At 71.3% G+C, this 25,816-nt stretch carries 20 protein-coding genes; 7 read left to right on the top strand and 13 right to left on the bottom strand.

The annotated features are described in order from the left end of the window. The first annotated feature begins 59 nt into the window (after positions 1 to 59). Positions 60 to 509, top strand: coding sequence for a PPOX class F420-dependent oxidoreductase (locus SY2F82_RS20115; RefSeq protein WP_200420481.1), 450 nt, complete (start codon positions 60 to 62; stop codon positions 507 to 509). Positions 510 to 528: 19 nt separating this feature from the next. Here the strand turns inward: SY2F82_RS20115 and SY2F82_RS20110 are convergent, their stop codons facing one another. Continuing rightward, positions 529 to 1,413, bottom strand: a complete 885-nt coding sequence (locus SY2F82_RS20110) for an NAD(P)-dependent oxidoreductase (protein WP_200420480.1) — start codon at positions 1,411 to 1,413, stop codon at positions 529 to 531. Between the two features lie 111 nt (positions 1,414 to 1,524). On the opposite strand from SY2F82_RS20110, the gene SY2F82_RS20105 reads away from it, so the two are divergent. Further along, positions 1,525 to 2,130 (top strand): TetR/AcrR family transcriptional regulator, encoded by a 606-nt coding sequence (locus tag SY2F82_RS20105; RefSeq protein WP_200420479.1) that lies wholly within the window; start codon positions 1,525 to 1,527, stop codon positions 2,128 to 2,130. On the opposite strand, the gene SY2F82_RS20100 is transcribed toward SY2F82_RS20105, so the two are convergent. From SY2F82_RS20100 to SY2F82_RS20085, 4 genes are all read right to left on the bottom strand, one after another. After that, the gene (locus SY2F82_RS20100) at positions 2,127 to 3,266 is read right to left on the bottom strand and encodes a PP2C family protein-serine/threonine phosphatase (protein WP_200420478.1); all 1,140 of its coding nucleotides are present in this window, start codon (positions 3,264 to 3,266) and stop codon (positions 2,127 to 2,129) included. The genes SY2F82_RS20105 and SY2F82_RS20100 overlap by 4 nt on opposite strands. Before the next feature lie 160 nt (positions 3,267 to 3,426). Beyond that, complete coding sequence (locus SY2F82_RS20095; protein ID WP_200420477.1) at positions 3,427 to 4,290, bottom strand: glycosyltransferase; 864 nt, start codon at positions 4,288 to 4,290, stop codon at positions 3,427 to 3,429. Positions 4,291 to 4,491: 201 nt separating this feature from the next. After that, positions 4,492 to 5,850 (bottom strand): MFS transporter, encoded by a 1,359-nt coding sequence (locus SY2F82_RS20090; RefSeq protein WP_200420476.1) that lies wholly within the window; start codon positions 5,848 to 5,850, stop codon positions 4,492 to 4,494. A 173-nt stretch (positions 5,851 to 6,023) separates the two neighbouring features. After that, positions 6,024 to 6,689: a TetR/AcrR family transcriptional regulator gene (locus tag SY2F82_RS20085; protein ID WP_200420475.1), complete on the bottom strand. Its 666-nt coding sequence runs from the start codon at positions 6,687 to 6,689 to the stop codon at positions 6,024 to 6,026. Positions 6,690 to 6,846: 157 nt separating this feature from the next. Here SY2F82_RS20085 and SY2F82_RS20080 point away from each other — a divergent pair, with 157 nt between their 5' ends. Then, entirely contained in the window at positions 6,847 to 7,722 is an 876-nt protein-coding gene (locus tag SY2F82_RS20080) for a shikimate dehydrogenase (RefSeq protein WP_200420474.1), read from the top strand. Positions 7,723 to 7,735: 13 nt separating this feature from the next. Next, complete coding sequence (locus tag SY2F82_RS20075; protein WP_200420473.1) at positions 7,736 to 9,526, top strand: bifunctional sugar phosphate isomerase/epimerase/4-hydroxyphenylpyruvate dioxygenase family protein; 1,791 nt, start codon at positions 7,736 to 7,738, stop codon at positions 9,524 to 9,526. Positions 9,527 to 9,539: 13 nt separating this feature from the next. On the opposite strand, the gene SY2F82_RS20070 is transcribed toward SY2F82_RS20075, so the two are convergent. From SY2F82_RS20070 to tkt, 7 genes are read right to left on the bottom strand one after another with little or no spacing between them, the layout of a single operon-like run. Beyond that, positions 9,540 to 10,151: a histidine phosphatase family protein gene (locus SY2F82_RS20070; RefSeq protein WP_200420472.1), complete on the bottom strand. Its 612-nt coding sequence runs from the start codon at positions 10,149 to 10,151 to the stop codon at positions 9,540 to 9,542. Positions 10,152 to 10,157: 6 nt separating this feature from the next. Then, positions 10,158 to 11,039, bottom strand: a complete 882-nt coding sequence (gene gnd, locus SY2F82_RS20065; RefSeq protein ID WP_200420471.1) for a phosphogluconate dehydrogenase (NAD(+)-dependent, decarboxylating) — start codon at positions 11,037 to 11,039, stop codon at positions 10,158 to 10,160. A gap of 1 nt (position 11,040) precedes the next feature. Further along, positions 11,041 to 12,699 carry a glucose-6-phosphate isomerase gene (gene pgi, locus SY2F82_RS20060; protein WP_200420470.1) on the bottom strand — a complete coding sequence of 553 codons (1,659 nt, stop codon included), beginning with the start codon at positions 12,697 to 12,699 and terminating at the stop codon, positions 11,041 to 11,043. Further along, a complete protein-coding gene (gene opcA, locus SY2F82_RS20055; RefSeq protein ID WP_200420469.1) occupies positions 12,692 to 13,630 on the bottom strand; it encodes a glucose-6-phosphate dehydrogenase assembly protein OpcA in 939 nt (312 codons plus the stop codon). Before opcA ends, pgi begins: the two co-directional genes overlap by 8 nt. After that, positions 13,627 to 15,240 carry a glucose-6-phosphate dehydrogenase gene (gene zwf / locus SY2F82_RS20050; protein WP_236041633.1) on the bottom strand — a complete coding sequence of 538 codons (1,614 nt, stop codon included), beginning with the start codon at positions 15,238 to 15,240 and terminating at the stop codon, positions 13,627 to 13,629. The genes opcA and zwf overlap by 4 nt, the downstream gene beginning before the upstream one ends. Further along, positions 15,237 to 16,382 carry a transaldolase gene (gene tal / locus SY2F82_RS20045; protein ID WP_200420468.1) on the bottom strand — a complete coding sequence of 382 codons (1,146 nt, stop codon included), beginning with the start codon at positions 16,380 to 16,382 and terminating at the stop codon, positions 15,237 to 15,239. Before tal ends, zwf begins: the two co-directional genes overlap by 4 nt. Positions 16,383 to 16,401: 19 nt before the next feature. Then, positions 16,402 to 18,477, bottom strand: a complete 2,076-nt coding sequence (gene tkt / locus SY2F82_RS20040) for a transketolase (RefSeq protein WP_200420467.1) — start codon at positions 18,475 to 18,477, stop codon at positions 16,402 to 16,404. Positions 18,478 to 18,622: 145 nt separating this feature from the next. Between tkt and SY2F82_RS20035 the strand changes: the two genes are divergently transcribed. Further along, on the top strand, positions 18,623 to 19,510 hold the full coding sequence (locus tag SY2F82_RS20035; protein ID WP_200420466.1) for an AraC family transcriptional regulator: 888 nt from the start codon (positions 18,623 to 18,625) through the stop codon (positions 19,508 to 19,510). Between the two features lie 65 nt (positions 19,511 to 19,575). On the opposite strand, the gene SY2F82_RS20030 is transcribed toward SY2F82_RS20035, so the two are convergent. Then, complete coding sequence (locus SY2F82_RS20030; RefSeq protein WP_200420465.1) at positions 19,576 to 20,979, bottom strand: glycoside hydrolase family 16 protein; 1,404 nt, start codon at positions 20,977 to 20,979, stop codon at positions 19,576 to 19,578. A gap of 296 nt (positions 20,980 to 21,275) precedes the next feature. Here SY2F82_RS20030 and SY2F82_RS20025 point away from each other — a divergent pair, with 296 nt between their 5' ends. Both SY2F82_RS20025 and SY2F82_RS20020 read left to right on the top strand, forming a co-directional pair. Continuing rightward, positions 21,276 to 21,617: a CU044_2847 family protein gene (locus SY2F82_RS20025; RefSeq protein WP_200420464.1), complete on the top strand. Its 342-nt coding sequence runs from the start codon at positions 21,276 to 21,278 to the stop codon at positions 21,615 to 21,617. Continuing rightward, positions 21,614 to 25,813: a serine protease gene (locus SY2F82_RS20020; protein WP_200420463.1), complete on the top strand. Its 4,200-nt coding sequence runs from the start codon at positions 21,614 to 21,616 to the stop codon at positions 25,811 to 25,813. The genes SY2F82_RS20025 and SY2F82_RS20020 overlap by 4 nt, the downstream gene beginning before the upstream one ends. Positions 25,814 to 25,816: the final 3 nt, after the last annotated feature.

The following is a 25,816-nucleotide window of genomic DNA, read 5'->3' as shown; positions in this document are numbered from 1 at the left end:
CGTGCGTGGACAGTGCCCACTCGGGAATGCGCGGCTCGGCCCGGGCAGTTGACCCGTGTATGACTCAGGACGGGACTCAGAACGCGCTGCTCGCGCTGCTCTCCGAAGGGCACGGTGGGGTGCTGGTCACCCTCAAGCGGGACGGCCGGCCCCAGCTGTCGAATGTCAGCCACGCCTATGACCCCGGCGAGCGGATCATCCGGGTCTCGATCACCGACGACCGCGCCAAGACCCGCAATCTGCGCCGGGATCCCAGGGCCTCCTACCACGTCACGAGCGCCGACCGGCGGGCGTACACGGTCGTCGAGGGCACCGCCGAGCTCTCACCCGTCGCGAAGGACCCGTACGACGCGACGGTCGAGGAGCTCATCCGGCTCTACCGCGACGTCCTGGGCGAGCACCCCGACTGGGACGAGTACCGCGCCGCCATGGTCCGCGACCGCCGCCTGGTGCTGCGCCTGCGCGTCGAACGCGCGTACGGCATCCCCAAGGGGGCGAACCCGGGCTGACCCGGGACGGCATCCGGGGCTAGCCCTGGAGGCCCTCGTCCGTGCGTGACTCGATCGCGCGCAGGACGGCCACCATGTCCTCGTGGCCGTGGCCCAGCGTCACGGTCTCCTCGAACAGGGCGTGGCAGACGTCGAGCAGCGGGGAGGCGACCCCCGCCTTCCGGGCGGCCTCGGCGATCAGCCGGTTGTTCTTCAGGACGTCGTGGGCCGCCGCCTGCACCGCGAAGTCGCGGGCGTACAGCTTCGGCGCCTTCATGCGGGACACCCCGCTGGCCATCGGGCCCGCGTCCAGGACGTCGAGGAAGAGCCGCCGGTCCAGACCGTGCCGGTCCGCGAAGTGGTACGCCTCCGACAGCCCGGTCACCAGCGTGATCAGGAACAGGTTGACCGACAGCTTCATCAGCAGGGCGTTCGGCGCGGCGCCGCAGACGAACGTCTCCCGGCACAGGGGTGCCAGCAGCGGCCGTACGACCTCCACGGCAGCCTCGTCCCCGGCCAGCATCGCCACCAGCTGCCCGTTCTCCGCGGGCACCCGGGACCCGGAGACCGGTGCCTCGACATAGCGCCCGCCCGCCGCGCGCACATCGGCCTCGAGGGCGCGCGAGTATCCGGGCGACGTCGTGCCCATGTGAACCACGATGCGTCCGGCGACGCGGGTCGCGAAGTCCGGGGTGCCGCGGCCCAGGGCGGCGTCGATCGCGAGGTCGTCGGCGAGCATGAGGATCACGACGTCCGTCCGCGCGAACACCTCGGCGGGATCGGCCGCCACCTCGGCGCCGGCCGCGCGCAGCGGATCGGTGCGGGCGGCCGTGCGGTTCCAGACCAGGAGCGGGGTGCCGGCCCGGGCCAGCCGGAGCGCCATCGGCTGACCCATGACCCCGAGACCGATGAAACCGACGTCCATGGGACCGCCCTCCTTGCGAGGCGTCGTCCTGAGTTATGACAGCGGTCATAGTAGCGGGCTCTATGACACCGGTCATAGGGTGGGTGCCGAAGTGTCGAGACGGAGGTCACGATGGCGGTGTCCGACCGCGGACCACGCGAGCGGATGGTCTTCAGTGCGGCCCAGCTGATCCGGCGCGACGGCGTCACCGCGACCGGCATGCGCGACGTCGCCGCCCACGCGCGGGCGCCGCGCGGCTCGCTCCAGCACTACTTCCCCGGCGGCAAGGAACAGCTCGTCAACGAGGCGGTGGAGTGGGCCGGCCGGTACGCCGCCAATCGGATCGCCCGTTTCCTCGCCTCGATGGCCGAGCCGACACCGAGCGGGCTGTTCGCCGAGATGGTCCGGCAGTGGACGGACGAGTACGCCAGAACCGGCTTCGAGGGCGGCTGCCCGGTGGCCGCGGCGGCCGTGGACTGTGCACAGTCCACCGACTCCACGCGCGCGGCGGCCGCGGCGGCGTTCGCCCACTGGACGCGCCCGGTCGCCGAGGCGCTGACGGGCATGGGAGTCCCGGCGGCCCGGGCCGAACCGCTCGCGACGCTCATGATCAGCGCCCTGGAGGGTGCCCTGCTGATCGCCCGCGCCGAACGGGACGAGCGGGCCCTGACGACCGTGGTGCGGGAACTCGGACCGCTGCTCGACGCGGGCGTCGACGACGGCACTGGGCGGCCCTAGGCGGTCCCGGGGCCCCGTTGCACGAGCATCATGGCCATGTCGTCGTTGAGCAGGCCGCCCGCGTAAGCCCGGAGGTCGGTGGTGATCTCCTTCAGGAGCGGCCCGGGGGCCTGGTCGTTCCACCGCACGACGCGTTCGGCGAGCGGGTAGAACGTGCCCTCGCCGTCGCGGGTCTCGGTGACGCCGTCGGTGTAGAGAAGGATCCTGTCCCCCTGGTGGAAGGGGAAGGTCGCCGCCGTGTACGTGCTGTCGGACATGGCGCCGAGGCCGAGCGGCGGGGCGGGTTCGGTCACATGGAGCGCGGTGGCGGTCCCGGTCGCCCGGCGCAGCAGCAGCGGCGGCGGATGGCCGCAGCTGATCATGTGGACCACCGGCTCGTCGTCCGGGATGTCGAGCACGACGGCGGTCACGAAGCGTTCGGCGGCGTCGGGCTCGCACTGCGAGAATTCCGCGAGGCCCCAGCGGACGGCGTCCTCGACGTAGGCGACCAGTTCCGTCAGCGGGATCTGCCGGTGGGCCGCGGCGCGGAAGGCACCCAGCACGATCGCCGTGTCGCTGATGGACGCGAGGCCCTTGCCGCGCACGTCTCCCATGATCAGGCGGGTGGAGTCGGTGGTGCGGGCCGCGGCGTAGAGGTCGCCGCCTATGTAGGTGTCGGCCTCGGCACTGTGGTACTCGGCGGCGAGGGACACCGGCCCGGCCCGCTCCGGCAGCGGGCGCAGGACGACGCGCTGAGCGGTGTCCGAGACCGCGCGCGCCCTGACGAGTTCCCGATGGTGCCGGTCCCGCAGGTGGGTGAAGGCGACCAGGAGGACGGAGAGCGCGGCGAGTGAAGAAAGTTCGACCAGCACACTCTCGGTGATCAGGGTCCGCCGCTCCGCCCCCGCGGCGATCAGCGCGAGGACCGCGAGGGCGCCGATGAGCGCCGTGGGTCGCGGACCGGCACCGATGGCGGTCACCGCGGTGGCGACGACCAGGAGAGGGGCGAGATGGATGTCCGGCGGCAGGAACGCGTCGGCCGCCGGGATGGAGATGATCAAGACCAGAGGGATGACCAGGAAGAGCGGATGCGGCGCTGCCCGGCGCCAGACCTGGAGGAACCTGGTCGCGGATGTAGCGATGGTCGCAGCGCTCATTCCTGCTCCGGTGGCGGCCTGGTGGGGGGCCACGGCACTGGGGGAGCCGCGCTCGGGGGATCAGGGTGCCGCCGACACCACATCCCTCAGCTGTGCCAACAGATCGGTGCCGCGCTCTATGCCGGGCCGGGCGAGCACGCCGGATACGGAGTCCGACGTCTCACAGGCAACCGAGTGACTGATACACCGCGCGGGTCGTGGCGGCGATCTGCGACCAGGTGCGGTCACGGGCCACGATGCCGAAGCGGGCGTGCGGAGCGCTGCCGTCGGACGGGGGCTGAAGGACGACGGGATCAACGACGTCCGGGACGACACGTACCCACTCCTCGGGCACCCCGCGCGCGGCGATCTCGGCCTTCAGCGCCTCGCTCGGAGCCAGCACGGTGTCGGCCTCGCGCAGGCAGTACGTCTCCGACGGGTGCAGGGTGAGGCGCGGTTCGTCCGCGCCCGAACGTCCGGGGGTCCGCGCCGGCCAGGGTTCCGCCGGGAGGGTGCGCACCTCGTAGACCACGGGCAGCCCGTACGTCTCGCGCAGGGCGAGCGCCACCCTGCCGTTGCCGTGGTCGCTTGCGGCGTGCAGCACCGAGGGCCGCAGTCGCTCGACGAGCCGCGCCGCCAGTTCGGCGTTGCGCGCGAGGAGCGGCCCGTCGCCGTGCGGCAGCCACCGGGGCAGGAGCCGGTGCTGGGGAACTCCGTCCAGCAGATCCAGCGAGCGAGCGTCGAACACACCGTGGGTGACCGGGAATCCGATGCGCGTCACCACGTGCGGATCGAGCCCCGCCTCTGACTGCGCCCGGGCGAGCGCCTGCGTGCGCAGGGTGTAACCCGTGAGCTGGTGCGGCAGCCCGTTGGTGACCAGGTGCAGCACACGTCCGGGCACGGGCCGGATCGGGCGCCCGGCCGGTGCCGGTACGGGTGCGCAGGACGGCTCGGCCGACGGTCCGGACGGGCGGGCCCGCGTGGCGAGGAGGGAGGCGGCCAGGGTGAGGGCACGTACGGGACGACGGGACGGGCGACGGGGCATACGGCCAGGCTAGGGTGCGCGGATGACGGGCGGGTCACACGGTGTGCGGGCCACTCGGACGGCGGGCGCACGGGTGTGCGGCCCGGGGCGGGGCGGGCGCGGGGGTGCGGTGGTGCGCGGGCGCTCGCCGCAGGAGCGGCGAGCGTGGCGCGTCCGAGTCCCGGAACCGCCGGCGCGGTCGGGGACTCGGACGAGCGGGGTTCAGGCCGTGACCGTCTCCCGGGTCGCGGCCTCGCCCGCCGGGCGCTCGCCGAGCCGTTCCGTCGGCACCTTGTGCGTCTCGCGGGCGGTGAGCGCGGCCACGACCGGCGGGACGCACAGGGCCGCGGTGAACAGGGCCACCGACGCCCAGTCGGTGCCGTCCGGGCCGGCGATCTCGGCGGCGAACGTCACCGCGAACCCGGCGACCGCGAAGCCGATCTGCGTGCCGATCGCCATGCCCGACATCCGGACCCGGGTGGAGAACATCTCACCGTAGAAGGAGGGCCACACGCCGTTCGCGGCGCTGTAGACGACACCGAAGGCGACGATCCCGGTCAGCAGGATCAGCGGGTAGGAGCCGCTGGAGATCGCCCACAGGTACAGGAACATCGTCACCGCGCTGCCCACGGCACCGATGAGGTACACCGGGCGGCGGCCGATGCGGTCGGACAGTGCCGCCCACAGCGGGATCGCGGCAAGGGCGACGAGGTTGGCGAGCGCGCCCACCCACAGCATGGACGAGCGGGGCACACCCACCGCGTCGCTCGTCGCGTACGCCAGCGCCCAGACCGTGAAGATGGTGCTCACCGAGGCGATGAGGGCGCCCGCGATCACCCGCAGCACGTCCGCCCAGTGTTCGCGCAGCAGCACCGCCAGCGGCAGCCGGGCCGGCCCCTCGGCGCCGGCCTGCCGGGCGAAGGCCGGTGTCTCCGCGAGCCTGCGGCGGATGACATAGCCGGCGACGGCGACGGCGACGCTCAGCCAGAACGGGATGCGCCATCCCCAGGACAGCAACTGCCTCTCCGGGAGCGCGGCGACCGGCAGGAAGACGAGCGTGGCGATGAGCTGGCCGCCCTGGGTGCCGCTGAGCGTGAAACTGGTGAAGAACCCGCGCCGGTGCGGGGGCGCGTGCTCCAGGCTCATGGAACTGGCGCTCGCCTGCTCGCCGGCCGCCGAGATTCCCTGCAGGACGCGGCACAGCACCAGCAGGACGGGGGCGAGGCTGCCGACCTCGGCGCGGGTGGGCAGACAGCCGATGAGGAACGTCGACAGGCCCATCAGGACCAGCGTGAACACCATGATCTTCTTACGGCCGACCCGGTCGCCGTAGTGGCCGAGGAACAGCGCGCCGAGGGGACGGGCCGCGTACGCGACACCGAAGGTGGCCAGCGACAGCAGGGTCGCGGTGGCCGGGTCGGAGGCGTCGAAGAAGACCTTCGGGAAGATCAGCGCGGCCGCGCTGCCGTAGATGAAGAAGTCGTAGTACTCCAGGGCGCTGCCGATCCAGGCGGCCGTCGCGGCCTTCCTCGGCTGGCCGGGCGGGGCGGCGGCGTCGTCGGGCGGGGCGGGGACGGACACGACGGGCTCCTTCGAGGGACACCAACCGTAGACGAACGGGTGGAGTGAGCGGGATGGGGAGAGGCGCCGGATTCGGCTAATTAACCCACTGGATAGTTAGTAGCGGTGGGTGGGATGTTGCGCCCGCGTTTCCCCGGTGTCAAGAGGTTGCGCCCGGACCGCCGGTGCGGCGGTCAGTCCTCCGTGCGGTCCGCCGTCAGGTACGCGATCACCATGTCCCCGAGCATCCGGCGGTAGTGTTCGCGCTGGTCGGCGGCGACCAGGTCCCGGCCGAACAGGGCGCCGAAGGTGTGCCGGTTGGCGACCCGGAAGAAGCAGAACGAACTGATCAGGGCATGCAGGTCGACGGCGTCGACGTCGGCCGTGAACAGCCCGGACTTCCGGCCCGCCGCGAGGATGCGCCCGGTCACCTCCAGGGCCGGCGAGCCGATCGTCCCCAGCTCCTCGGAGGCGGCGATGTGCTCGGCGCCGTGGATGTTCTCGATGCTGACCAGGCGGATGAAGTCGGGGTGCCGCTCGTGGTGGTCGAAGGTGACCTCGGCGAGCCTGCGGATGGCCGCGACCGGGTCCAGGTGCTCGACGTCCAGCTCCTGCTCGGCCTGGCGGATCACCCCGTACGCCCGCTCCAGGACGGCCGTGAACAGCTGCTCCTTGCCGCCGAAGTAGTAGTAGATCATCCGCTTGGTGGTACGCGTGCGGGCGGCGATCTCGTCGACCCGCGCCCCGTCGTACCCGGCGCGCGCGAACTCCTGGGTGGCCACGTCGAGGATCTCGGCCTTCGTGCGGGCGGCGTCGCGGATGCGGCCGTTCGGTCGTGCCGGTTCGTCGACGCTGGTCATGGGGTTCCTTGGGGCGAGGGGAGGGCTGTCTGACTCGTTCGCGTGCCCGCGATTGTAGAAGCCCGGAAGCCCTCCGCTCCCCGGAGGGCTTCCGCCGGCCCGTGGCTGCTGCTATGACTAACGTACTAGTTCGTACATTGCTGCCAGGAGGACGCCGGTGCCCAAGGACTCGTATCTCGTCGGTCTCATCGGTTCGGGCATCGGTCCCTCGCTCAGCCCCGCCCTGCACGAGAGGGAGGCCGACCGGCAGGGCCTGCGCTACCTGTACCGGCTGATCGACCTCGACCGTCTCGGAGCCGGTCCGGCAGCCGTGGGCGATCTCGTCCGGGCCGCCCGAGACCTGGGCTTCGACGGGCTCAACATCACCCACCCGTGCAAGCAGCTGGTCATCCCGCACCTCGACGCGCTCGCCCCCCAGGCCGAGGCACTCGGCGCCGTGAACACCGTCGTCTTCGAGGACGGCCGGGCCGTCGGCCACAACACCGACGTCACCGGCTTCGCCGCCTCCTTCGCCCGCGGGCTGCGCGACGCCCCACTGGACCGCGTGGTGCAGCTCGGCGCGGGCGGCGCGGGCGCGGCCGTCGCGCACGCCCTGCTGACGCTCGGCGCCGGTCACGTCACCGTCGTCGACGCCCTGCCCGAGCGCGCCGCCGACCTCGCCGCCTCCCTGGGCCGGCACTTCGGCGCCGAGCGCGCGGCCGGAGCCGGCCTCGACGCGCTGCCGGTGGTCCTGACGGGCGCCGACGGCCTCGTGCACGCGACGCCCACCGGCATGGCCGCCCACCCCGGGCTGCCGCTCCCGGCCCGGCTGCTCCACCCCGGGCTGTGGGTCGCCGAGGTGGTCTACCGCCCGCTGGAGACCGAACTGCTGCGCACCGCCCGCGCGCTCGGCTGCGCCACGCTCGACGGCGGCGGCATGGCCGTCTTCCAGGCGGCCGACGCGTTCCGCCTGTTCACCGGGCGGGAACCGGACAGCACGCGCATGCTCACGGACATCACCGAACTGGCCGGGGCCACGGCCGCCCGTCAGTAGGGAAGGACCCCAGGTGCGTACCTCCATCGCCACCGTCTCGATCGGCGGATCCCTCACCGAGAAGCTCACCGCCGCGGCCCGCGCCGGGTTCGACGGGATCGAGATCTTCGAGAACGACCTGCTCGCCAGCCCGCTGCGCCCCGAGGAGATCCGGGCCCGCTGCGCCGACCTCGGCCTGAGCATCGACCTCTACCAGCCCATGCGGGACATCGAGGCCGTACCGGCGGAGGAGTTCGAGCGCAATCTGCGCCGGGCCCGCCACAAGTTCCAGCTGATGAACCGGCTCGGCGCGGACACGGTCCTGGTCTGCTCCAGCGTCTCCCCGCACGCCGAGGACGACGACGCTCTCGCCGCCTGGCATCTGCGCCGACTGGCCGACCTCGCCCAGGAGTTCGGGATCCGCATCGCCTACGAGGCACTGGCCTGGGGCCGGCACGTGAGCACGTACGACCACGCGTGGCGCGTCGTCGAGGCCGCGGACCACCCGGCGCTCGGCGTCTGTCTGGACAGCTTCCACATCCTCGCCCGGGGCAGTGACCCCAAGGGCATCGAGGACATCCCCGGCGAGAAGATCTTCTTCCTGCAACTGGCCGACGCCCCGCTGATGGCGATGGACGTCCTGCAGTGGAGCCGCCACTACCGCTGCTTCCCCGGTCAGGGCGGCTTCGACCTCGCCGGGCTCCTCACCCATGTGGTGCGCGCCGGCTACACCGGCCCGCTGTCCCTGGAGGTCTTCAACGACGTCTTCCGCCAGGCCGAGGCCGCCCCCACCGCCGTGGACGCCCGCCGTTCGCTGCTCGTCCTCCAGGAGGCGACCGGACTCGCGGCCCCGCCCCCGCCCGTGGTGCCGACCGGTGTCGCCTTCGTGGAACTCGTCACCCCGGACGTCGATCCGGTCTCCGCGGTCCTCGGCGCGCTCGGGTTCGCCCGCACGGCCCGGCACCGGACGAAACCCGTGGACCTGTGGGAGCAGGGCGCTGCCCGCGTCCTCGTCAACACCGGCCCGGCCGCACGTCGTGACGGCACCGCCCTCGCCGCCATCGGCCTGGAGTCCCCGGACCCGGAAGGAGCCGCCCGGCGCGCCGAGGCACTGCTCGCCCCGGTCCTGCCACGCCGGCGCGCCCCGCAGGACGCGCCGCTGGAGGCGGTGTCCGCGCCCGACGGCACGGAGCTGTTCTTCTGCGCCACCGGACGATCCCGACTCCCCGACTGGCGTGAGGACTTCGAGGACGTCCCGCACAAGGCCCGGGCCTGCGGCATCGACCGCGTCGACCATCTCGCCCTCACCCAGCCCTGGCACCAGTTCGACGAGGCGGCCCTCTTCCACCGCAGCGTGCTCGGGCTGCACGCCCAGGAAAGCGTCGACGTGGCCGACCCCTACGGACTGCACCGCAGCCGCGCGGTCACCGACGCCGACGGCAGCGTGCGCATCGCCCTGAGCATCGGGCCCGCCCCGACCGACGACGGCGCCCGAGCCCAGCACATCGCGCTCGCCACCGAAGACGTGGTCGCGGCGGCCCGCCGCTTCCGCGAGGCGGGCGGCCGGCTCCTCGAGGTGCCCGCCAACTACTACGACGACCTGGCCGCCCAGTACGACTTGACCGACGGCGAGCTGGAGACGTACCGCGACCTCGGCATCCTCTACGACCGTGACGCGGACGGCGCCTTCCTGCACTGCTACACGCACACCGTAGGCCGCGTCTTCTTCGAACTGGTCCAACGGGACGGCGGCTACCGGGGGTACGGCGCCCGGAACGCACCGGTTCGGCTGGCGGCGCAGCACGCGAGCCGGCCGGTGCGTTGAGAGGCCGTGCCGACTAGAACGGGCCGGGGGTCGCGGACGCCCCGGTCGTGTTCCACTCCGCGATCACGGGCCGGCCGTGCTCGGTGGAGAGCCGGCTGAGCGTGCCCGTGGCGAGCTGGAACAGCCGCCCCTCGGCGGCCGAGAGGCCGAGGTGTCGCGCGGTGAGGACGCGCAGGAAGTGGGCGTGGGCCACGAGGATCACGTCGCCCTCGGTGAGATCGGGCGCGATGCGGGCCAGTACCCGGTCCGCACGTGCCCCGACCTCGTCCGGTGACTCACCGGGGTGACCGGGCGGTCCCTGGGGGACGCCGTCGGTCCACAGGTACCAGTCGGGGCGGGTGCGGTGGATCTCGACGGTGGTGATGCCTTCGTAGCCGCCGTAGTCCCACTCGTGCAGATCCGGGTCGGGGACGGCGCCGGAGAGTCCGGCGAGTTCGGCCGTGCGTATCGCGCGGCCGAGGGGGCTGGTGAGGATACGCGCGAAGGTGCGTCCGGCGAGCAGCGGGGCGAGGGACTTGGCCTGTTCCTCGCCCCGCTGGGTGAGCGGGAGGTCGGTGAAGCTGGTGTGCTGCCCCGAGACGCTCCACTCGGTTTCGCCGTGGCGGACCAGCAGGAGGTCGCCCACGGCTCGTTACTCCTTCGCGGACTCGACCGCGTGGCCGCCGAACTGGTTGCGCAGCGCGGCGATCATCTTCATCTGCGGGGAGTCGTCCTGCCGCGAGGCGAACCGGGCGAACAGGGACGCCGTGATCGCCGGGAGCGGGACGGCGTTGTCGATGGCGGCCTCGACGGTCCAGCGGCCCTCGCCGGAGTCCTCGGCGTAGCCGCGCAGCTTGTCCAGGTGCTCGTCCTCGTCCAGGGCGTTGACCGCGAGGTCGAGCAGCCAGGAGCGGATGACGGTGCCCTCCTGCCAGGAGCGGAAGACCTCGCGGACGTTGTCCACGGACTTGATCTTCTCCAGCAGCTCCCAGCCCTCGGCGTAGGCCTGCATCATCGCGTACTCGATGCCGTTGTGGACCATCTTCGAGAAGTGGCCGGCGCCGACCCTGCCCGCGTGGACGTAGCCGTACGGCCCCTCCGGCTTGAGCGCGTCGAAGATCGGCTGGAGCCGGTCGACGTGCTCCTTGTCGCCCCCGACCATCAGCGCATAGCCGTTCTGCAGGCCCCACACACCGCCGGAGACGCCCGCGTCGACGAAGCCGATGCCCTTGATGCCGAGTTCGGTGGCGTGCTTCTCGTCGTCCGTCCAGCGGGAGTTGCCGCCGTCCACCACGATGTCGCCGGGGGAGAGCAGGGCGGCGAGTTCGTCGATGACGGACTGGGTGGCGGCGCCGGCCGGGACCATCACCCAGACCACGCGCGGAGCCTCGAGCTTCTCGACGAGTTCACCCAGGCTCTTGACGTCGGAGACCTCGGGGTTGCGGTCGTAGCCGACGACGGTGTGGCCGGCGCGGCGGATCCGCTCGCGCATGTTGCCGCCCATCTTGCCGAGACCGATGAGTCCGAGCTGCATGTCAGTTCACTTCTTCCTGAGCGTTCTTGAGCGTGCGGTAGGCGGCCACGAGGGCGGCGGTGGACGGGTCGAGGCCGGGGACATCGGCGCCCCGGGTCAGGGCGGGCTCGACGCGCTTGGCGAGCACCTTGCCGAGTTCGACGCCCCACTGGTCGAAGGAGTCGATGTTCCAGATCGCGCCCTGGACGAACACCTTGTGCTCGTAGAGGGCGATCAGCTGGCCGAGGACCGACGGGGTCGGCTCGGTGGCCAGGATCGTGGTGGTGGGGTGGTTGCCCTTGAAGGTGCGGTGCGGCACCTGCTCCTCGGGCACGCCCTCCGCGCGCACCTCCTCCTCCGTCTTGCCGAAGGCGAGCGCCTGGCCCTGCGCGAACAGGTTGGCCATCAGCAGGTCGTGCTGAGCCTTGAGCTCGTCGCTCAGCTCGGCGACCGGGTTCGCGAAGCCGATGAGGTCGGCCGGGATCAGCTTGGTGCCCTGGTGGATGAGCTGGTAGTAGGCGTGCTGCCCGTTGGTGCCCGGGGTGCCCCACACCACGGGGCCGGTCTGCCACTGCACCGGGTGCCCGTCGCGGTCCACCGACTTGCCGTTGGACTCCATGTCCAGCTGCTGGAGGTAGGCGGTGAACTTGGACAGGTAGTGCGAGTACGGCAGCACCGCGTGCGACTGGGCGTCGAAGAAGTTGCCGTACCAGACGCCCAGCAGACCCAGGATCAGCGGCGCGTTCGCCTCGGCCGGCGCATTGCGGAAGTGCTCGTCGACGATGCGGAAGCCGTCCAGCATCTCCCGGAACCGCTCGGGACCGATCGCGATCATCAGCGACAGTCCGATGGCCGAGTCGTAGGAGTACCGGCCGCCGACCCAGTCCCAGAACTCGAACATGTTGTCAGGGTCGATGCCGAACTCGGTGACCTTCCCGGCGTTCGTCGACAGGGCGACGAAGTGCTTGGCGACCGCCTTCTGGTCGCCGTCGAACGCGTCCAGCAGCCAGGAGCGGGCGGACGTGGCGTTCGTGATCGTCTCGATCGTGGTGAACGTCTTCGATGCGACGATGAACAGCGTCTCCGCCGGGTCCAGGTCCCGCACCGCCTCGTGCAGGTCGGCCCCGTCCACGTTCGACACGAACCGGAACGTCATCTCCCGCGCGGTGTAGGCGCGCAGCGCCTCGTACGCCATCGCGGGGCCCAGGTCGGAACCGCCGATGCCGATGTTGACGACGTTCTTGATGCGCTTGCCGGTGTGGCCGGTCCACTCGCCGGAGCGGACCCGGTCGGCGAAGTCGGTCATCTTGTCGAGCACCGCGTGCACCTTGGGCACCACGTTCTCGCCGTCGACCTCGATCACCGCATCACGCGGGGCGCGCAGCGCGGTGTGCAGCACGGCCCGGCGCTCCGTGGTGTTGATCCTCTCGCCGCGGAACATGGCGTCGCGCAGCCCGAACACGTCGGTGGCGGTGGCCAGTTCCTGGAGCAGCGCCAGGGTCTCGTCGGTGATCAGGTGCTTGGAGTAGTCGATGCGCAGATCACCGACGCGCACGACGTAGCGTTCCGCACGCCCGGGGTCCTGGTCGAACAGGTCCCGCAGGTGCGCGTGCCACTGGGCGCGGTGGTCCTCCAGTTCGGCCCACTCGGGCCGCCGGGTGAGCCTCGGGCTGTCAGACATGAGCGGCACCCTCCTCGGCACCGTCGCCGCCGCGCAGGGCGATGGCGTACATCTCGTCCGCGTCGAGGCGGCGCAGCTCCTCGGCGATCAGTTCGGAGGTCGGGCGTACCTTCAGCGCCAGGGTGCGCGAGGGCTGGCCCGGCAGGGTGAGCGTGGCCAGCGGGCCCTCGGGACGGTCGATGACGATCTCGCCCTTGTCGGTGCCCAGCCGGACGGCCGTGACGACCGGTCCCGCGGTGACGACCCGGTCCACGGACACCTTCAGGCGGGCCTCCAGCCAGCGCGCCAGCAGCTCGGCGGCCGGGTTCTCCGCCTCGGCCTCCACGGCCGCGGAGATCACCTTCGTACGGGCCTGGTCGAGCGCGGCGGCCAGCATCGACCGCCACGGCGTCAGCCGGGTCCAGGCGAGGTCGGTGTCGCCCGGCGCGTAGGAGGCGACCCGGGCCTGCAGCACGCGCTGCGGGTCCTCGACGGCGTACAGGTCGGTGATACGGCGCTGGGCGAGGGCGCCCAGCGGGTCCTTGGCCGGGTTGTCCGGCGCGTCCACCGGCCACCAGACGACGACGGGCGCGTCGGGCAGCAGCAGCGGCAGGACCACCGAGTCGGCGTGGTCGGACACCTCGCCGTACAGCCGCAGCACGACCGTCTCGCCGGTGCCGGCGTCGGCGCCCACCCGGACCTCGGCGTCCAGGTGCGACCGGGTGCGGTCGCGAGGGGTGCGGGCCTGACGCTTGATGACCACCAGGGTCCGCGAGGGGTGCTCGTGCGAGGCGTCCTCGGCCGCCTTCATCGAGTCGTAGGCGTTCTCCTCGTCGGTCACGATGACCATGGTCAGGACCATGCCCACGGCGGGGGTGCCGAGGGCCCGGCGGCCCTGCACCAGCGCCTTGTTGATCTTGCTTGCCGTGGTGTCGGTCAGGTCGATCTTCATGGCCTGCGCCAGCTCCGTCCGTCTCGTGCGAGCATCTCGTCGGCTTCCCCGGGACCCCAGCTGCCCGAGGCGTACTGCGCGGGCTTGCCGTGCGTCGCCCAGTACTCCTCGATCGGGTCGAGGATCCTCCAGGACTCCTCCACTTCCTCCGTGCGGGGGAAGAGGTTGGCGTCGCCGAGCAGTACGTCCAGGATCAGCCGTTCGTACGCCTCCGGGCTGGACTCGGTGAACGACTCGCCGTAGGCGAAGTCCATCGAGACGTCCCGGATCTCCATCGAGGTACCCGGCACCTTCGAACCGAAGCGAACGGTCATCCCCTCATCGGGCTGCACCCGGATGACGATCGCGTTCTGGCCCAGTTCCTCGGTGGCCGTGGTGTCGAAGGGGGAGTGCGGGGCCCGCTGGAAGACGACCGCGATCTCGGTCACCCGGCGGCCCAGCCGCTTGCCCGTCCTGAGGTAGAAAGGCACGCCCGCCCAGCGGCGGTTGTCGACCTCCAGCTTGATCGCCGCGTAGGTGTCCGTGGTGGACGCGGGGTCGATGCCCTCTTCCTGAAGGTAGCCGCGCACCTTCTCGCCGCCCTGCCACGCGGCCGCGTACTGGCCGCGCACGGTGTGCGCCCCGAGGTCCTCCGGCAGCTTCACCGACTTCAGGACCTTCATCTTCTCGGTGACCAGCGACCCGGCGTCGAAGGCGATGGGCTCCTCCATGGCCGTCAGGGCCATCAGCTGGAGCAGGTGGTTCTGGATCACGTCCCGCGCGGCGCCGATGCCGTCGTAGTAGCCGGCGCGGCCGCCGATGCCGATGTCCTCGGCCATGGTGATCTGCACATGGTCCACGAAGGACCGGTTCCAGATCGGCTCGTACATCTGGTTCGCGAAGCGCAGCGCCAGGATGTTCTGGACGGTCTCCTTGCCCAGGTAGTGGTCGATGCGGAACACCTGGTCCGGCTCGAACACCTCGTGCACGATCCGGTTCAGCTCGCGGGCGCTCGCCAGGTCGTGGCCGAACGGCTTCTCGATGACCGCGCGCCGCCAGGAACCCTCCGGGGCGTCGGCGAGGCCGTGCTTCTTCAGCTGCTTCACGACCTTCGGGAAGAACTTCGGCGGCACCGACAGGTAGAACGCGTAGTTGCCGCTGGTGCCCCGGGAGGCGTCCAACTCGTCGACGGCGGACTTCAGCTGCTTGAACGCGGTGTCGTCGTCGAAGTCACCGGGGATGAACCGCATGCCCTCGGCGAGCTGCTGCCAGACCTCCTCGCGGAAGGGCGTACGGGCGTGCTCGCGCACCGCGTCGTGCACCACCTGCGCGAAGTCCTGGTCGGCCCAGTCACGCCGGGCGAACCCGACGAGCGAGAAGCCCGGCGGCAGCAGACCGCGGTTGGCCAGGTCGTAGACCGCCGGCATCAGCTTCTTGCGGGACAGGTCGCCCGTGACACCGAAGATGACCAGTCCGGAAGGGCCCGCGATACGAGGCAGACGGCGGTCCCGGGGGTCGCGCAGCGGGTTCTCCCAGGCGGAGGAACCGCTGTCCGGAGGGGTGAGGGCGGCTTCGAGCACCGACGTGCTCTCGGCCGGAGCCGCGCCCTGTGCCATGGTCTCGTCGCTCATTCCGCGTCAACTCCCTTGCTGTTCAGGGACTTCGTCACGGCGTCCAGCAGGTCCTGCCAGGCCGTCTCGAACTTCGCGACGCCCTCGTCCTCGAGCTGCTTGACGACCTCGTCGTAGGAGATCCCGAGCCGCTCCACGGCCGCGAGGTCGGCGCGGGCCTGCTCGTAGCCGCCGGTCACCGTGTCGCCCTGGATGTCGCCGTGGTCGGCGGTGGCCTTCAGGGTGGCCTCCGGCATGGTGTTGACCGTGCCCGGCGCGACCAGTTCGTCGACGTACAGGGTGTCCTTGTACGCCGGGTCCTTCACACCGGTGGAGGCCCACAGGGGGCGCTGCCTGTTCGCTCCCGCGGTCTCCAGCGCGCTCCACCGCTCGGAGGCGAACGCCTTCTCATAAGCCTCGTAGGCGAGTCGGGCGTTCGCGAGCGCAGCCCGGCCCTTGAGAGCCAGGGCCTCGTCGGTGCCGAGCTTCGTCAGGCGCTTGTCGATCTCGGTGTCGACGCGGGAGACGAAGAAGGAGGCGACGGAGTGGATGGCGGACAGGTCGAGGCCGGCCGCACGGGCCTTCTCCAGGCCGGCGAGGTAGGCGTCCATGACCTCGCGGTAGCGCTCCAGGGAGAAGATCAGCGTCACGTTGACGCTGATGCCCTGGCCGATGACCTCGGCGATGGCCGGCAGACCAGCCTCGGTCGCCGGGATCTTGATCATCACGTTGGGGCGGTCGACGAGCCAGGCGAGCTGCTTGGCCTCGGCGACGGTCGCCGCCGTGTTGTGGGCGAGGCGCGGGTCGACCTCGATGGAGACCCGGCCGTCCCGGCCGTCCGTCGCGTCGTACACCGGCCGCAGGATGTCGGCGGCGGCCCGGACGTCGGCGGTGGTCATCATGCGGACGGCCTCCTCGACCGTCACCCCGCGCACGGCCAGGTCGGCCAGCTGCGCCTCGTAGCCCTCTCCGGAGCCGATGGCGGCCTGGAAGATGGACGGGTTGGTGGTGACGCCCACCACGTGCCGGGTCTCGATGAGTTCGGCGAGGTTGCCCGACGCGATCCGCTTGCGGGACAGGTCGTCCAGCCAGATCGACACGCCCGCCTCGGACAGGCGCTTCAGGGGCTCCGCTGCTGCGGTTGCTTCGGTCACTGTGATCATCTTCTTTCTGGCGATCGGATCAACCGCGGACGGCGGCAAGGGATTCCCGGGCGGCGGCGGCCACGTTCTCGGGGGTGAAGCCGAACTCGGCGAACAGGGTCTTGGCGTCGGCGGAGGCGCCGAAGTGCTCCAGGGACACGATGCGCCCTGCGTCGCCGACGTACCGGTACCAGGTCAGGCCGATACCGGCCTCGACGGCCACCCGGGCCTTCACGGACGGCGGGAGGACGCGCTCGCGGTACTCGGCGGGCTGCTCCTCGAACCACTCCACGGACGGCATCGACACCACCCGGGTGCCCACGCCCTCGGCCTCCAGGCGCTCCCGCGCGGCGACGGCGAGCTGCACCTCGGAACCCGTGGCGATCAGGATGACGTCCGGCGTCCCGGTGGAGGACTCCTTCAGGACGTAACCGCCCTTGGCCGCCTCGGGGTTCGGGGCGTACGTCGGCACGCCCTGGCGGGTGAGCGCGAGCCCGTGCGGGGCGGGGTTGGTGGAGTGCCGCTTGAGGATCTCGGCCCAGGCGACGGCGGTCTCGTTGGCGTCGGCCGGGCGGACGACGTTCAGGCCCGGGATCGCGCGCAGGGATGCGAGGTGCTCGACCGGCTGGTGGGTGGGGCCGTCCTCACCGAGGCCGATGGAGTCGTGCGTCCACACGTACGTGACCGGCAGCTGCATCAGGGCGGACATGCGGACCGCGTTGCGCATGTAGTCCGAGAACACGAGGAACGTGCCGCCGTAGATACGGGTGTTGCCGTGCAGGGCGATGCCGTTCATCTCCGCGGCCATGGAGAACTCGCGGATACCGAAGTGGATGGTGCGGCCGTACGGGCTCGCCTCCGGCAGCGGGTTGCCCTTCGGCAGGAAGGACGAGGTCTTGTCGATGGTCGTGTTGTTCGACCCGGCGAGGTCGGCGGAGCCGCCCCACAGCTCGGGGATGACCGCACCGAGGGCCTGGAGCACCTTGCCGGAGGCGGCACGCGTGGCCACGGACGCGCCCTCCTCGAACTCCGGAAGCGCCTGCTCCCAGCCGTCGGGGAGCTGCCCGGCCACGACACGGTCGTACAGCTTCGCGCGCTCGGGCTGGGCGCCGCGCCACTCGGCGATCCGCTTGTCCCAGGCGGCGTGCGCCTCGGCACCCCGGTCCAGGGCCTGACGGGTGTGGGCGAGGACCTCGGGGGCCACCTCGAAGGACTTCTCCGGGTCGAAGCCGAGGACGCGCTTGGTGGCGGCGACCTCGTCCGCGCCGAGCGCCGAGCCGTGGGCGGCCTCGGTGTTCTGCGCATGGGGAGCCGGCCAGGCGATGATCGTGCGCATCGCGATGATCGAGGGGCGCTCGGTCTCGGCCTGCGCCGCCTTCAGCGCCGCGTACAGCGCGTGGACGTCGATGTCGCCGTTCTCGGCGGGCTCGATGCGCTGGGTGTGCCAGCCGTAGGCCTCGTACCGCTTGAGGACGTCCTCGGAGAACGCCGTCGCGGTGTCGCCCTCGATGGAGATGTGGTTGTCGTCGTACAGGAAGACGAGGTTGCCCAGCTTCTGGTGGCCGGCCATCGAGGAGGCCTCGGCGGAGACGCCCTCCTCCAGGTCGCCGTCGGAGACGATGGCCCAGATCATGTGGTCGAAGGGGGACTCGCCCGCGGGGGCCTCCGGGTCGAACAGACCGCGCTCGTAGCGGGCGGCCATCGCCATGCCCACCGCGTTCGCGGCACCCTGGCCGAGCGGGCCCGTGGTGGTCTCGACACCGGCCGTGTGCCCGTACTCGGGGTGACCGGGCGTCTTCGAACCGTGGGTCCGGAACGCCTTGAGGTCGTCCAGCTCCAGTTCGTAGCCGGCCAGGAAGAGCTGCGTGTAGAGGGTCAGCGAGGTGTGGCCGGGGGAGAGGACGAAACGGTCACGGCCCGTCCACTCCGGATCCGCCGGATCATGGCGCATCACCTTGTGAAAGATCGTGTACGCGGCCGGGGCCAGGCTCATCGCGGTGCCCGGGTGACCGTTGCCGACCTTCTGCACGGCGTCGGCCGCCAGGACGCGGGCGGTGTCGACGGCACGCCGGTCGAGCTCGGTCCATTCGAATCCGTCGGTGCTCTGCGCACTCATCTTCAAGGGTCCTCACTGGATGCGGAATCGCTGGTGGAACGCGTTCAAAAGTAAAAGTCTGACTTTTGCCGGGGAAGGTGCGCCTGTGTCAGCCTTCGGTGAAAGTGGGACATCGACAGCGGTACCGAGGCGGCACGAGAAGGACATGGCGGACATAACCATGCGAGACGGCGACGGGATCAGGACATACGCGTTCCCGGTCGACCGGAGCGTCTGCGGCGTCGGTATGCAGGTGGGCCCCATGGAGCCCGGGCGCACCTGGCACGAGGACGCGCCGCTGGACCGTGTCCACCGCATCGATTTCCATGTCCTGATGCTCTTCACTGGCGGCCCCGTGACACACATGGTGGATTTCGCCGAGTACCAGATGACCGACGGCGACCTTCTGTGGATCCGCCCCGGGCAGGTCCACCGCTTCTCCCGGGCGAGCGAGTACCGCGGCACCGTGCTCACCATGCAACCCGGCTTCCTGCCCCGTGCCACAGTGGAGGCCACGGGCCTCTACCGCTACGATCTGCCGCCCCTGCTGCACCCCGACCCGGCCCAGCTCGCCGCGCTCCGGGCGGCCCTCGCCCAGCTCCGGCGCGAGTACGAGGACACCACCACGCTGCCGCTCGGTCTGCACACCGAGGTGCTGCGGCACTCGCTGACAGCGTTCCTGGTACGTCTCGCGCACCTCGCGACCAGCTCCGCCGAGGCGGCCCGCGGCCAGATCGACACCACCTTCACCCGCTTCCGAGACGCGGTCGAGAAGGACTTCGCCACCAACCACAGCGTCAGTGCCTACGCCGACGCCCTCGGCTACTCCCGCCGCACCCTGGTCCGCGCCGTCCGCGCCGCCACCGGTCAGACCCCCAAGGGTTTCATCGACAAGCGCGTGATCCTGGAGGCCAAGCGCCTGCTGGCGCACACGGACCTGCCGATAGGCCGCGTCGGCGCCGCCGTGGGCTTCCCCGACGCGGCGAACTTCTCCAAGTTCTTCCACCAGCACACGGACACGACGCCGGCGGCGTTCCGGGCGGAGCTGCGCTGAGTTCGTGCACGGGAAAGGGGCCCCACGCGCGCGTGGGGCCCCTTTCCCGTGGGGGAGGGAGGTGGTCAGTGCCCGAAGTCGAACCAGTTCACGTTCACGAAGTCGTTCGGCTGGCCGCTGGTGAAGGTCAGATAGACGTCATGCGTGCCGGTCACGGAAGCGATGTTGGCAGGTACCGTCCTCCAGCTCTGCCAGCCGCCCGTGTTGGCCACCGCGAAACTGCCGATCGGTGCGTTGCTCCGGCTGTCGAGGCGCACCTCGACCAGTCCGCTCACCCCGCTCGCCGCGCCGCTCGCGACCCGGCCGTAGAACTGCTTCGCGGCCGTGGAGCCGAAGTTGACGCCCTTGTACAGGGCCCAGTCGCCGTTCGCCAGTGAGCCGATGTCCTGGCCGCCGCCCGTGTCCGAGGTCGTCTCGGTGGCCACGCCGGACTGGCTGTCGTACGACTCGGCCTGGATCGCGCTGTAGGCGTCCCGGTTGCCCGACGGCGGAGGCGTGGTACCGCTCCCACCGCCTGCGGACTGGAGGACCTGCACATAGTCGACCACCATCGGATGCCCGGGCTGCGTGTCGTTGTCCAGGCCGCCGCCGAGCGCGTCCGGGAAGGCGCCGCCCATCGCCACGTTCAGGATGACGAAGAACCCGTGGTTCGTGGCGTTGGTCCAGGTCGTCGCGTCGACCTGGTTCGCGGTGACCGTGTGGTAGTTGACGCCGTCCACGTAGAAGCGGATCGCTTCCGGGCTCGCCGAGCGGTCCCACTCCATGGTGTAGGTGTGGAAGCCGGACTGGCACGTCGTGTTCGGGCAGGCGGTGGAGTTGCCGATGCCGCTGGTCTCGTTGCACGGGCCGCCCGGGTTGGTGCCGCAGTGCATCGTGGCCCATGTCTTGTTCAGGCCCTGGACGTTCTCCATGATGTCCAACTCACCGACACCGGGCCAGTTCTGATAGTTCCCCCGGTAGGGCGCGCCCAGCATCCAGAACGCGGGCCAGTAACCCTCGGCGGCGGTGCCGGTCACGTTCGGCATCTGCAGCCGGGCCTCGACGCGCAGCTTGCCGCCGGCCGGCGGCTGGAAGTCGGTGCGGGTGGTCTCGATGCGGCCCGAGGTCCAGTGGCCGGAGGCGTCGCGGCGCGGGGTGATGAGCAGGTTGCCGTTGCCGTCCAGCGAGACGTTGCCGGTGCTGGAGGTCATCGTCTCGACCTCGCCGGTGCCCCAGTTGGCGGGGCCGCCCGGATACGACGTCCCGGTGTCGTACTGCCAGTTGGACGTGTTGACGCCGGAGCCGGCCGCGCCGTTGAAGTCGTCGAGGAAGACCTGGCTCCAGCCCGACGGGGGAGCGGGAGCGGAGGCGTTGGCGGACGGCGTGGCGAACGTGGCGGCGGCCACGGCCAGCGCCGTCGTGCCGAGGGCGGCGACGAGCGCCCGCCTCACACTGCGCCGTCTGCGGGGTATGCCGGGGGAATCGCTCATGGGGGTGCCTCTCGGGTACGGGGAGTCGATGCGCGGGTGCCTGCCGGAGAGCGCTCGCGGCTCTTTGAGAGCGCTCTCACGCGATGGTTGCGCGCTCAATGTGCTCTCCGTCACTCCGGTCGTCAAGAGGTGAAGCAGAGAAAGTCCCTCGGAGGGAAGGGAGTTCAGAGCATGAAGGGAGGCATGAAGGAGGACGGTCCGGCCGTAACCGGTCCCGTGGGTCCCGTGGGTCCCGTGGACCCCGGGGCTGACTACTATCCTCAAACGAGCCAGGCGCCACCGGAGTTGGGGGAACGATGCCGAACGTCCTGACCATTCCGCTCGACGGCGGGGAGCAGTTGCACGTCGAGGTCGAACAGCGGGACGAGAACGGCTGGGCCCGGGCCGGCCGGGCGCAGGACGCCGCCCTTGCGGCCGGCAGGAGCCTGCAAGAGGTGCTCGCCCCCATACGGCCGGCCATGCAGGCGGTGGTCAGTCAGCTGCGCGCGGGCGTCGCGCCGCCGGACAGGATCAGTCTGGAGTTCGGGATCAAGTTCTCCGCCGACGCGGGCGTGGTGGTCGCGCGGACGGCCACCGAGGCGAACTTCACCGTGGCGGTGGAGTGGAACCGCCCGGCCGAACGCCCCGCCGAACCGTGACCGCCGGGGAGTCCGTGCTCGCCGATGCCGTCGCCCGGGTGCACGGCCGGGGCGGCATCGTCGGCGCCGCCTTTCTCGTGGCCCCGGGCCTGCTCTGCACCTGCGCCCATGTCGTGGCGCGTGCGCTGGGCACGGATGCGCGGGACCCCGCCCCGCCGCCCGGCCGGGTCGGACTCGACTTCCCGCTGGCGGCGGCGAAGGGCACGGGCGACGGTCCGCGGCTCGTCCGGGCCGCCGTGGCGGGCTGGCACCCCGTACTCCCCGACGAGACCGGGGACATGGCGCTGCTGCGCATCGAGGGGGATGTGCCCTCCGGCACGGTGACACCGTGGCTGGTGGAGGCGGACGAGCTGTGGGACCACAGCGTCCGCCTGTTCGGTTTCCCCTCCGGCAGCGACCACGGGGTGTGGGTCGGGGGCCGGCTGAGAGCCGTGCAGGGAGCCGGCTGGCTGCAGATGCAGGGCGAGGCCGGACCACGGGTGGAGCCGGGGTTCAGTGGTACGCCGGTGTGGGACGTGGACCTCGGCGGAGTCGTCGGCATGGCGGTCGCCGCCGGGCAGGGAAGCGCCGTCGGCACGGCCTATCTGCACCCCGCCTCGTCGATCCTGCGGGCCTGGCCGGAGCTGGCGGAGCACGCACAGCCCTCCTCTCCCTACCGCGGTCTGCGACCGTTCACGGAGGAGGACGAACCGGTCTTCTGCGGCCGTGAGAAGGACGCCCTGCACCTGGAGGACCTGGTCACCCGGCAACCGGTCGTCGTGCTGTCCGGGCCGTCGGGCAGCGGCAAGTCCTCACTCGTGCGGGCCGGACTGCTGCCCCGGCTGAGACGGGCCGGCCAGGTGACGGCGGACTTCCGGCCCACTCCGGGGCTCGGCCCCGAGGAGACGCTGGCCGGCGCGGTGCAGCCGCTGCTGGACGGCGAACTGAGCCGCGCCGAGCTGGCCCAGAGGCTGTCCGCCGGGGACACCGCCGAGGTGGCCGCACGCCTGGCACGCCGTCACCCCGAGGGTGTCCTGCTGTTCGTCGACCAGTTCGAGGAAATCGTCACCACCGATCCGGTCACCGGCCGGGAACTGCTCAGGCTCGTCACCGCACTGGCCGATGGCAGTCCGCGTTCCCGGCCGGTGCGGGCGCTGCTCACGGTGCGGTCCGGCTCCCTCGACCGCCTGCTGACCCATGACAACCAGAGCGGGCTGCAGGAAGGCATCATGCTGCTGGCTCCCATGGACCGGGACCAGCTGCGGGCGGCGATCACCGGGCCACTCGCCGCCGCTCCCGGCGTCGCTCACGAGGCGGGCCTGGTCGAGCGGATCCTCGACGACGCGGGCGACGGCCCCGGACGGCTTCCACTGGTGGAGTTCACGCTGACCCGGCTGTGGGACCGGCGCCGCGGCGGGACACTCACCCATGAGGCCTACGACGCCATGGGCGGCGTCTCGGGTGCGGTCGCCGGATACGCCGAGGAGGTGTACCACCGCCACCTGCGGGACGCGGAACGGGACGCCGTAAGACGCCTGCTCGTCCAGCTCGCCCGGCCGGAGGACGACGGCGGTTTCGTCCGGCGCACCGTGCGCGTCGACTCCCTTCCCGAGGACCAGAGGCGGGTGGCGAGCCTGCTGACGGACCGCAAACTGCTGGTCTCCACCCAGGCGGTGGACGGGGCGGAGATGATCGACGTCGCCCACGAAGCGCTGATCCACCACTGGGACCGGCTGCTGTCCTGGCTGGCGGCGGACCGTGACTTCCGGGACTGGCAGGAACGGCTCAGGCAGAGCCTGCGCCAGTGGCGGCAGCTCGACGGCGGGAGCAGAGGAGCGCTGTTGAGGGGAGCTCCGCTGGCGGAGGCCGTCCGGTGGCGGGAGCAGCGGCCACAGGAGATCACGGCCGAGGAACACGCGTACATCCAGGCGTCCCAGGCCCGTCAGAGCTGGGAGGTGCGGCGGTGGCGGGTGATCACCGCGGTGATCACCGTGCTCGCCGTGCTGGCCGGCACCATGGCCGGGCTGACGTATCAGCGTTCCCAGGACCTGAACCGGCAGTTGCGCGCCCAGGCGTCGCGTCTGCTCGGCCAGGACGCGGTGCGCAGGGCCGCCGACAGTCCGAGTACCGCGGCTCTGCTGGCCCTGACGGCCTGGCGCACCGACTCCAGTCAGCCGGAGGCGTACGGCGCCCTGCTGACGTTGTACTCGCAACTGCGCAACACCGAGTACGCCCTGGATCTGCCCGGCACCGACCACGTGCTGCTGCTGACGGCCACCCCCGACGGCCGGGCCGCGGCGGTGGTCGACCAGGTGGGGGCGGTGCAGGTCCTCACGAACCTCACCGGCCGGATGACCGTGCACCAGTTGCCCCGGATCAGGTCGATCACCGCCCACGAGCCGACCGTGCGGCTCAGCCGCGACGGCCGGAAGGTCGGTGTGCTCGACGACAGGGAGGGGCTGTCGGTGTGGGACGTCGCGCACCCGGACCGTCCCGTGCGGCTGCCCGTGCCCGCTTCCTGGAACGCGGCCGAGAACACCCGGGACATCGACTTCTCCTCCGACGGCTCCCGGGTGCTCGCCCTGTTCGCGGCCGACGGTGCCGACGCCAGGGAACGGCTCGGCGTCTGGGACCTGGAGCGCCGGGCGCTCGTGTCGACCACGATGCTGCCGGCGGGCCGCGCCTTCTACACCGCGCGCTTCTCCCAGCCCTCCGGGACCGTCGCCCTCAAGGAGACGGGAAGCTACGAGCGGTTCGACCTGCGCACCGGTGCCCAGCTCGGCAAGGTCCCGGTCGAAGGCCTGGACGCCATCGGCCTCGACGCCCAGGCGGTCGTCGACTGCCCCTCCGACTCCTTCCGGGTGCGGCCGCTGACCGGGCGGACACCGCGGTACGAGGTCGGCGGGATCAACTGTGGAGGTGCGCCCCTGGACGCCACCGGCCGCTACGCCGTGATGCCGGTCCGGGACGAGGGGGTGGACTCGGTGGCGGCGATCGACCTCCGGACGGGCAGAGTGTCCCACGGCCCCGTCCCGGTCACCGATGGTGCCAAGGACGCGGACTACGTCGTACTGCCCCGGGACGACGGGCAGTTGACCGTGCTCGGCGTCAGGGCCGGAACGGTGCTGCGCTTCACGCTGCCGCGGCCGGGCGCCAACCCGGACCTGCCCACACCGGGAAACGGGCCTCTTCCGTTGTTCACGCCGGACGGACGTTTCCGCATCCTGGAGAACTCCAACGCGGGCGACGAGGCACTCGCGGTCCTCGACACGCGGACCGGACGGAGGTACCAGGCCGGGACGGCGGCACGCCAGCAACTCCTGCCCACGTTCATGGCCGTGCGCCAGAACGCCGTCACCTCCGACGGCCGCCATCTGGTCGCCCGGATCGGGAACCGGCTCGCCGTCTACTCCCTGCCCGGTCTGTCGCTGGAGCATCTCCTGCCGTTGCCGGACCCCGCGAAGGTGCGCGAGGACGCCACCGGGGCCGTCGCCGCCGCCGACGACGGCAGTGTCATCACCCTCTACGCGGGCGTCCTCGCACGCTGGAACCCCTCCACCGGACGGGCCATCGGCGCACCGCTTCCGCTGCACACGCACGACACGACGCAGCGATGGTTCGCGGCCAACGGCGAGTCGCTGTGGCCGCGCCCAGGGCACCCGCGGCAGGTCCTGGTCCGGGGCCGCGACGGAGAGATGAGCCTGTGGGATCTCGGAGAACGCCGGCCGGTCGGGGAGTTCCAGGCCAACCCCGACGCGATCAGCACGTCGGAGACGGAGGTCTTCGACCCGTCGGGGAACACGCTGGCCACGCTCGACAACATCAAGATCCTGCACTCCGGGCGGATCGAGTTCCGTAGCGTGCCCGAGTTCCGTCTGCAGTCACCCGCGATCTCCGCAGGCGCCACCAGCCACCTGATCGGCTTCACCCCGGACGGACACCTGCTCTCCACCGATTTCGAGAGCCTCGAGGTGTGGCAGCAAGGAAGCACACTGGAGATCGCGAATATCTCCGTGCAGAATGCCTATGCCCAGTGGAGCCTGCAAGGGGACACCGCCGTGGGCGCGACCAATTGGGGTGCCCTGACGCTCCCGCTCGACCCCGACACCTGGTACAGGGGGCTCTGCCGCGCCTTCAACCGTCCGCTGACCGCTGACGAACACCGGCTACTGTCCAACGGGGGTGCCGACACCTCAGCACCCTGCCCCAAGGCCTGAAGC

The sequence above is a fragment of the Streptomyces sp. Y2F8-2 genome (genome assembly GCF_014905555.1).
Classification (GTDB): Bacteria; Actinomycetota; Actinomycetes; order Streptomycetales; family Streptomycetaceae; genus Streptomyces; species Streptomyces cynarae.
This window is presented reverse-complemented; position numbering and strand designations above follow the sequence as displayed.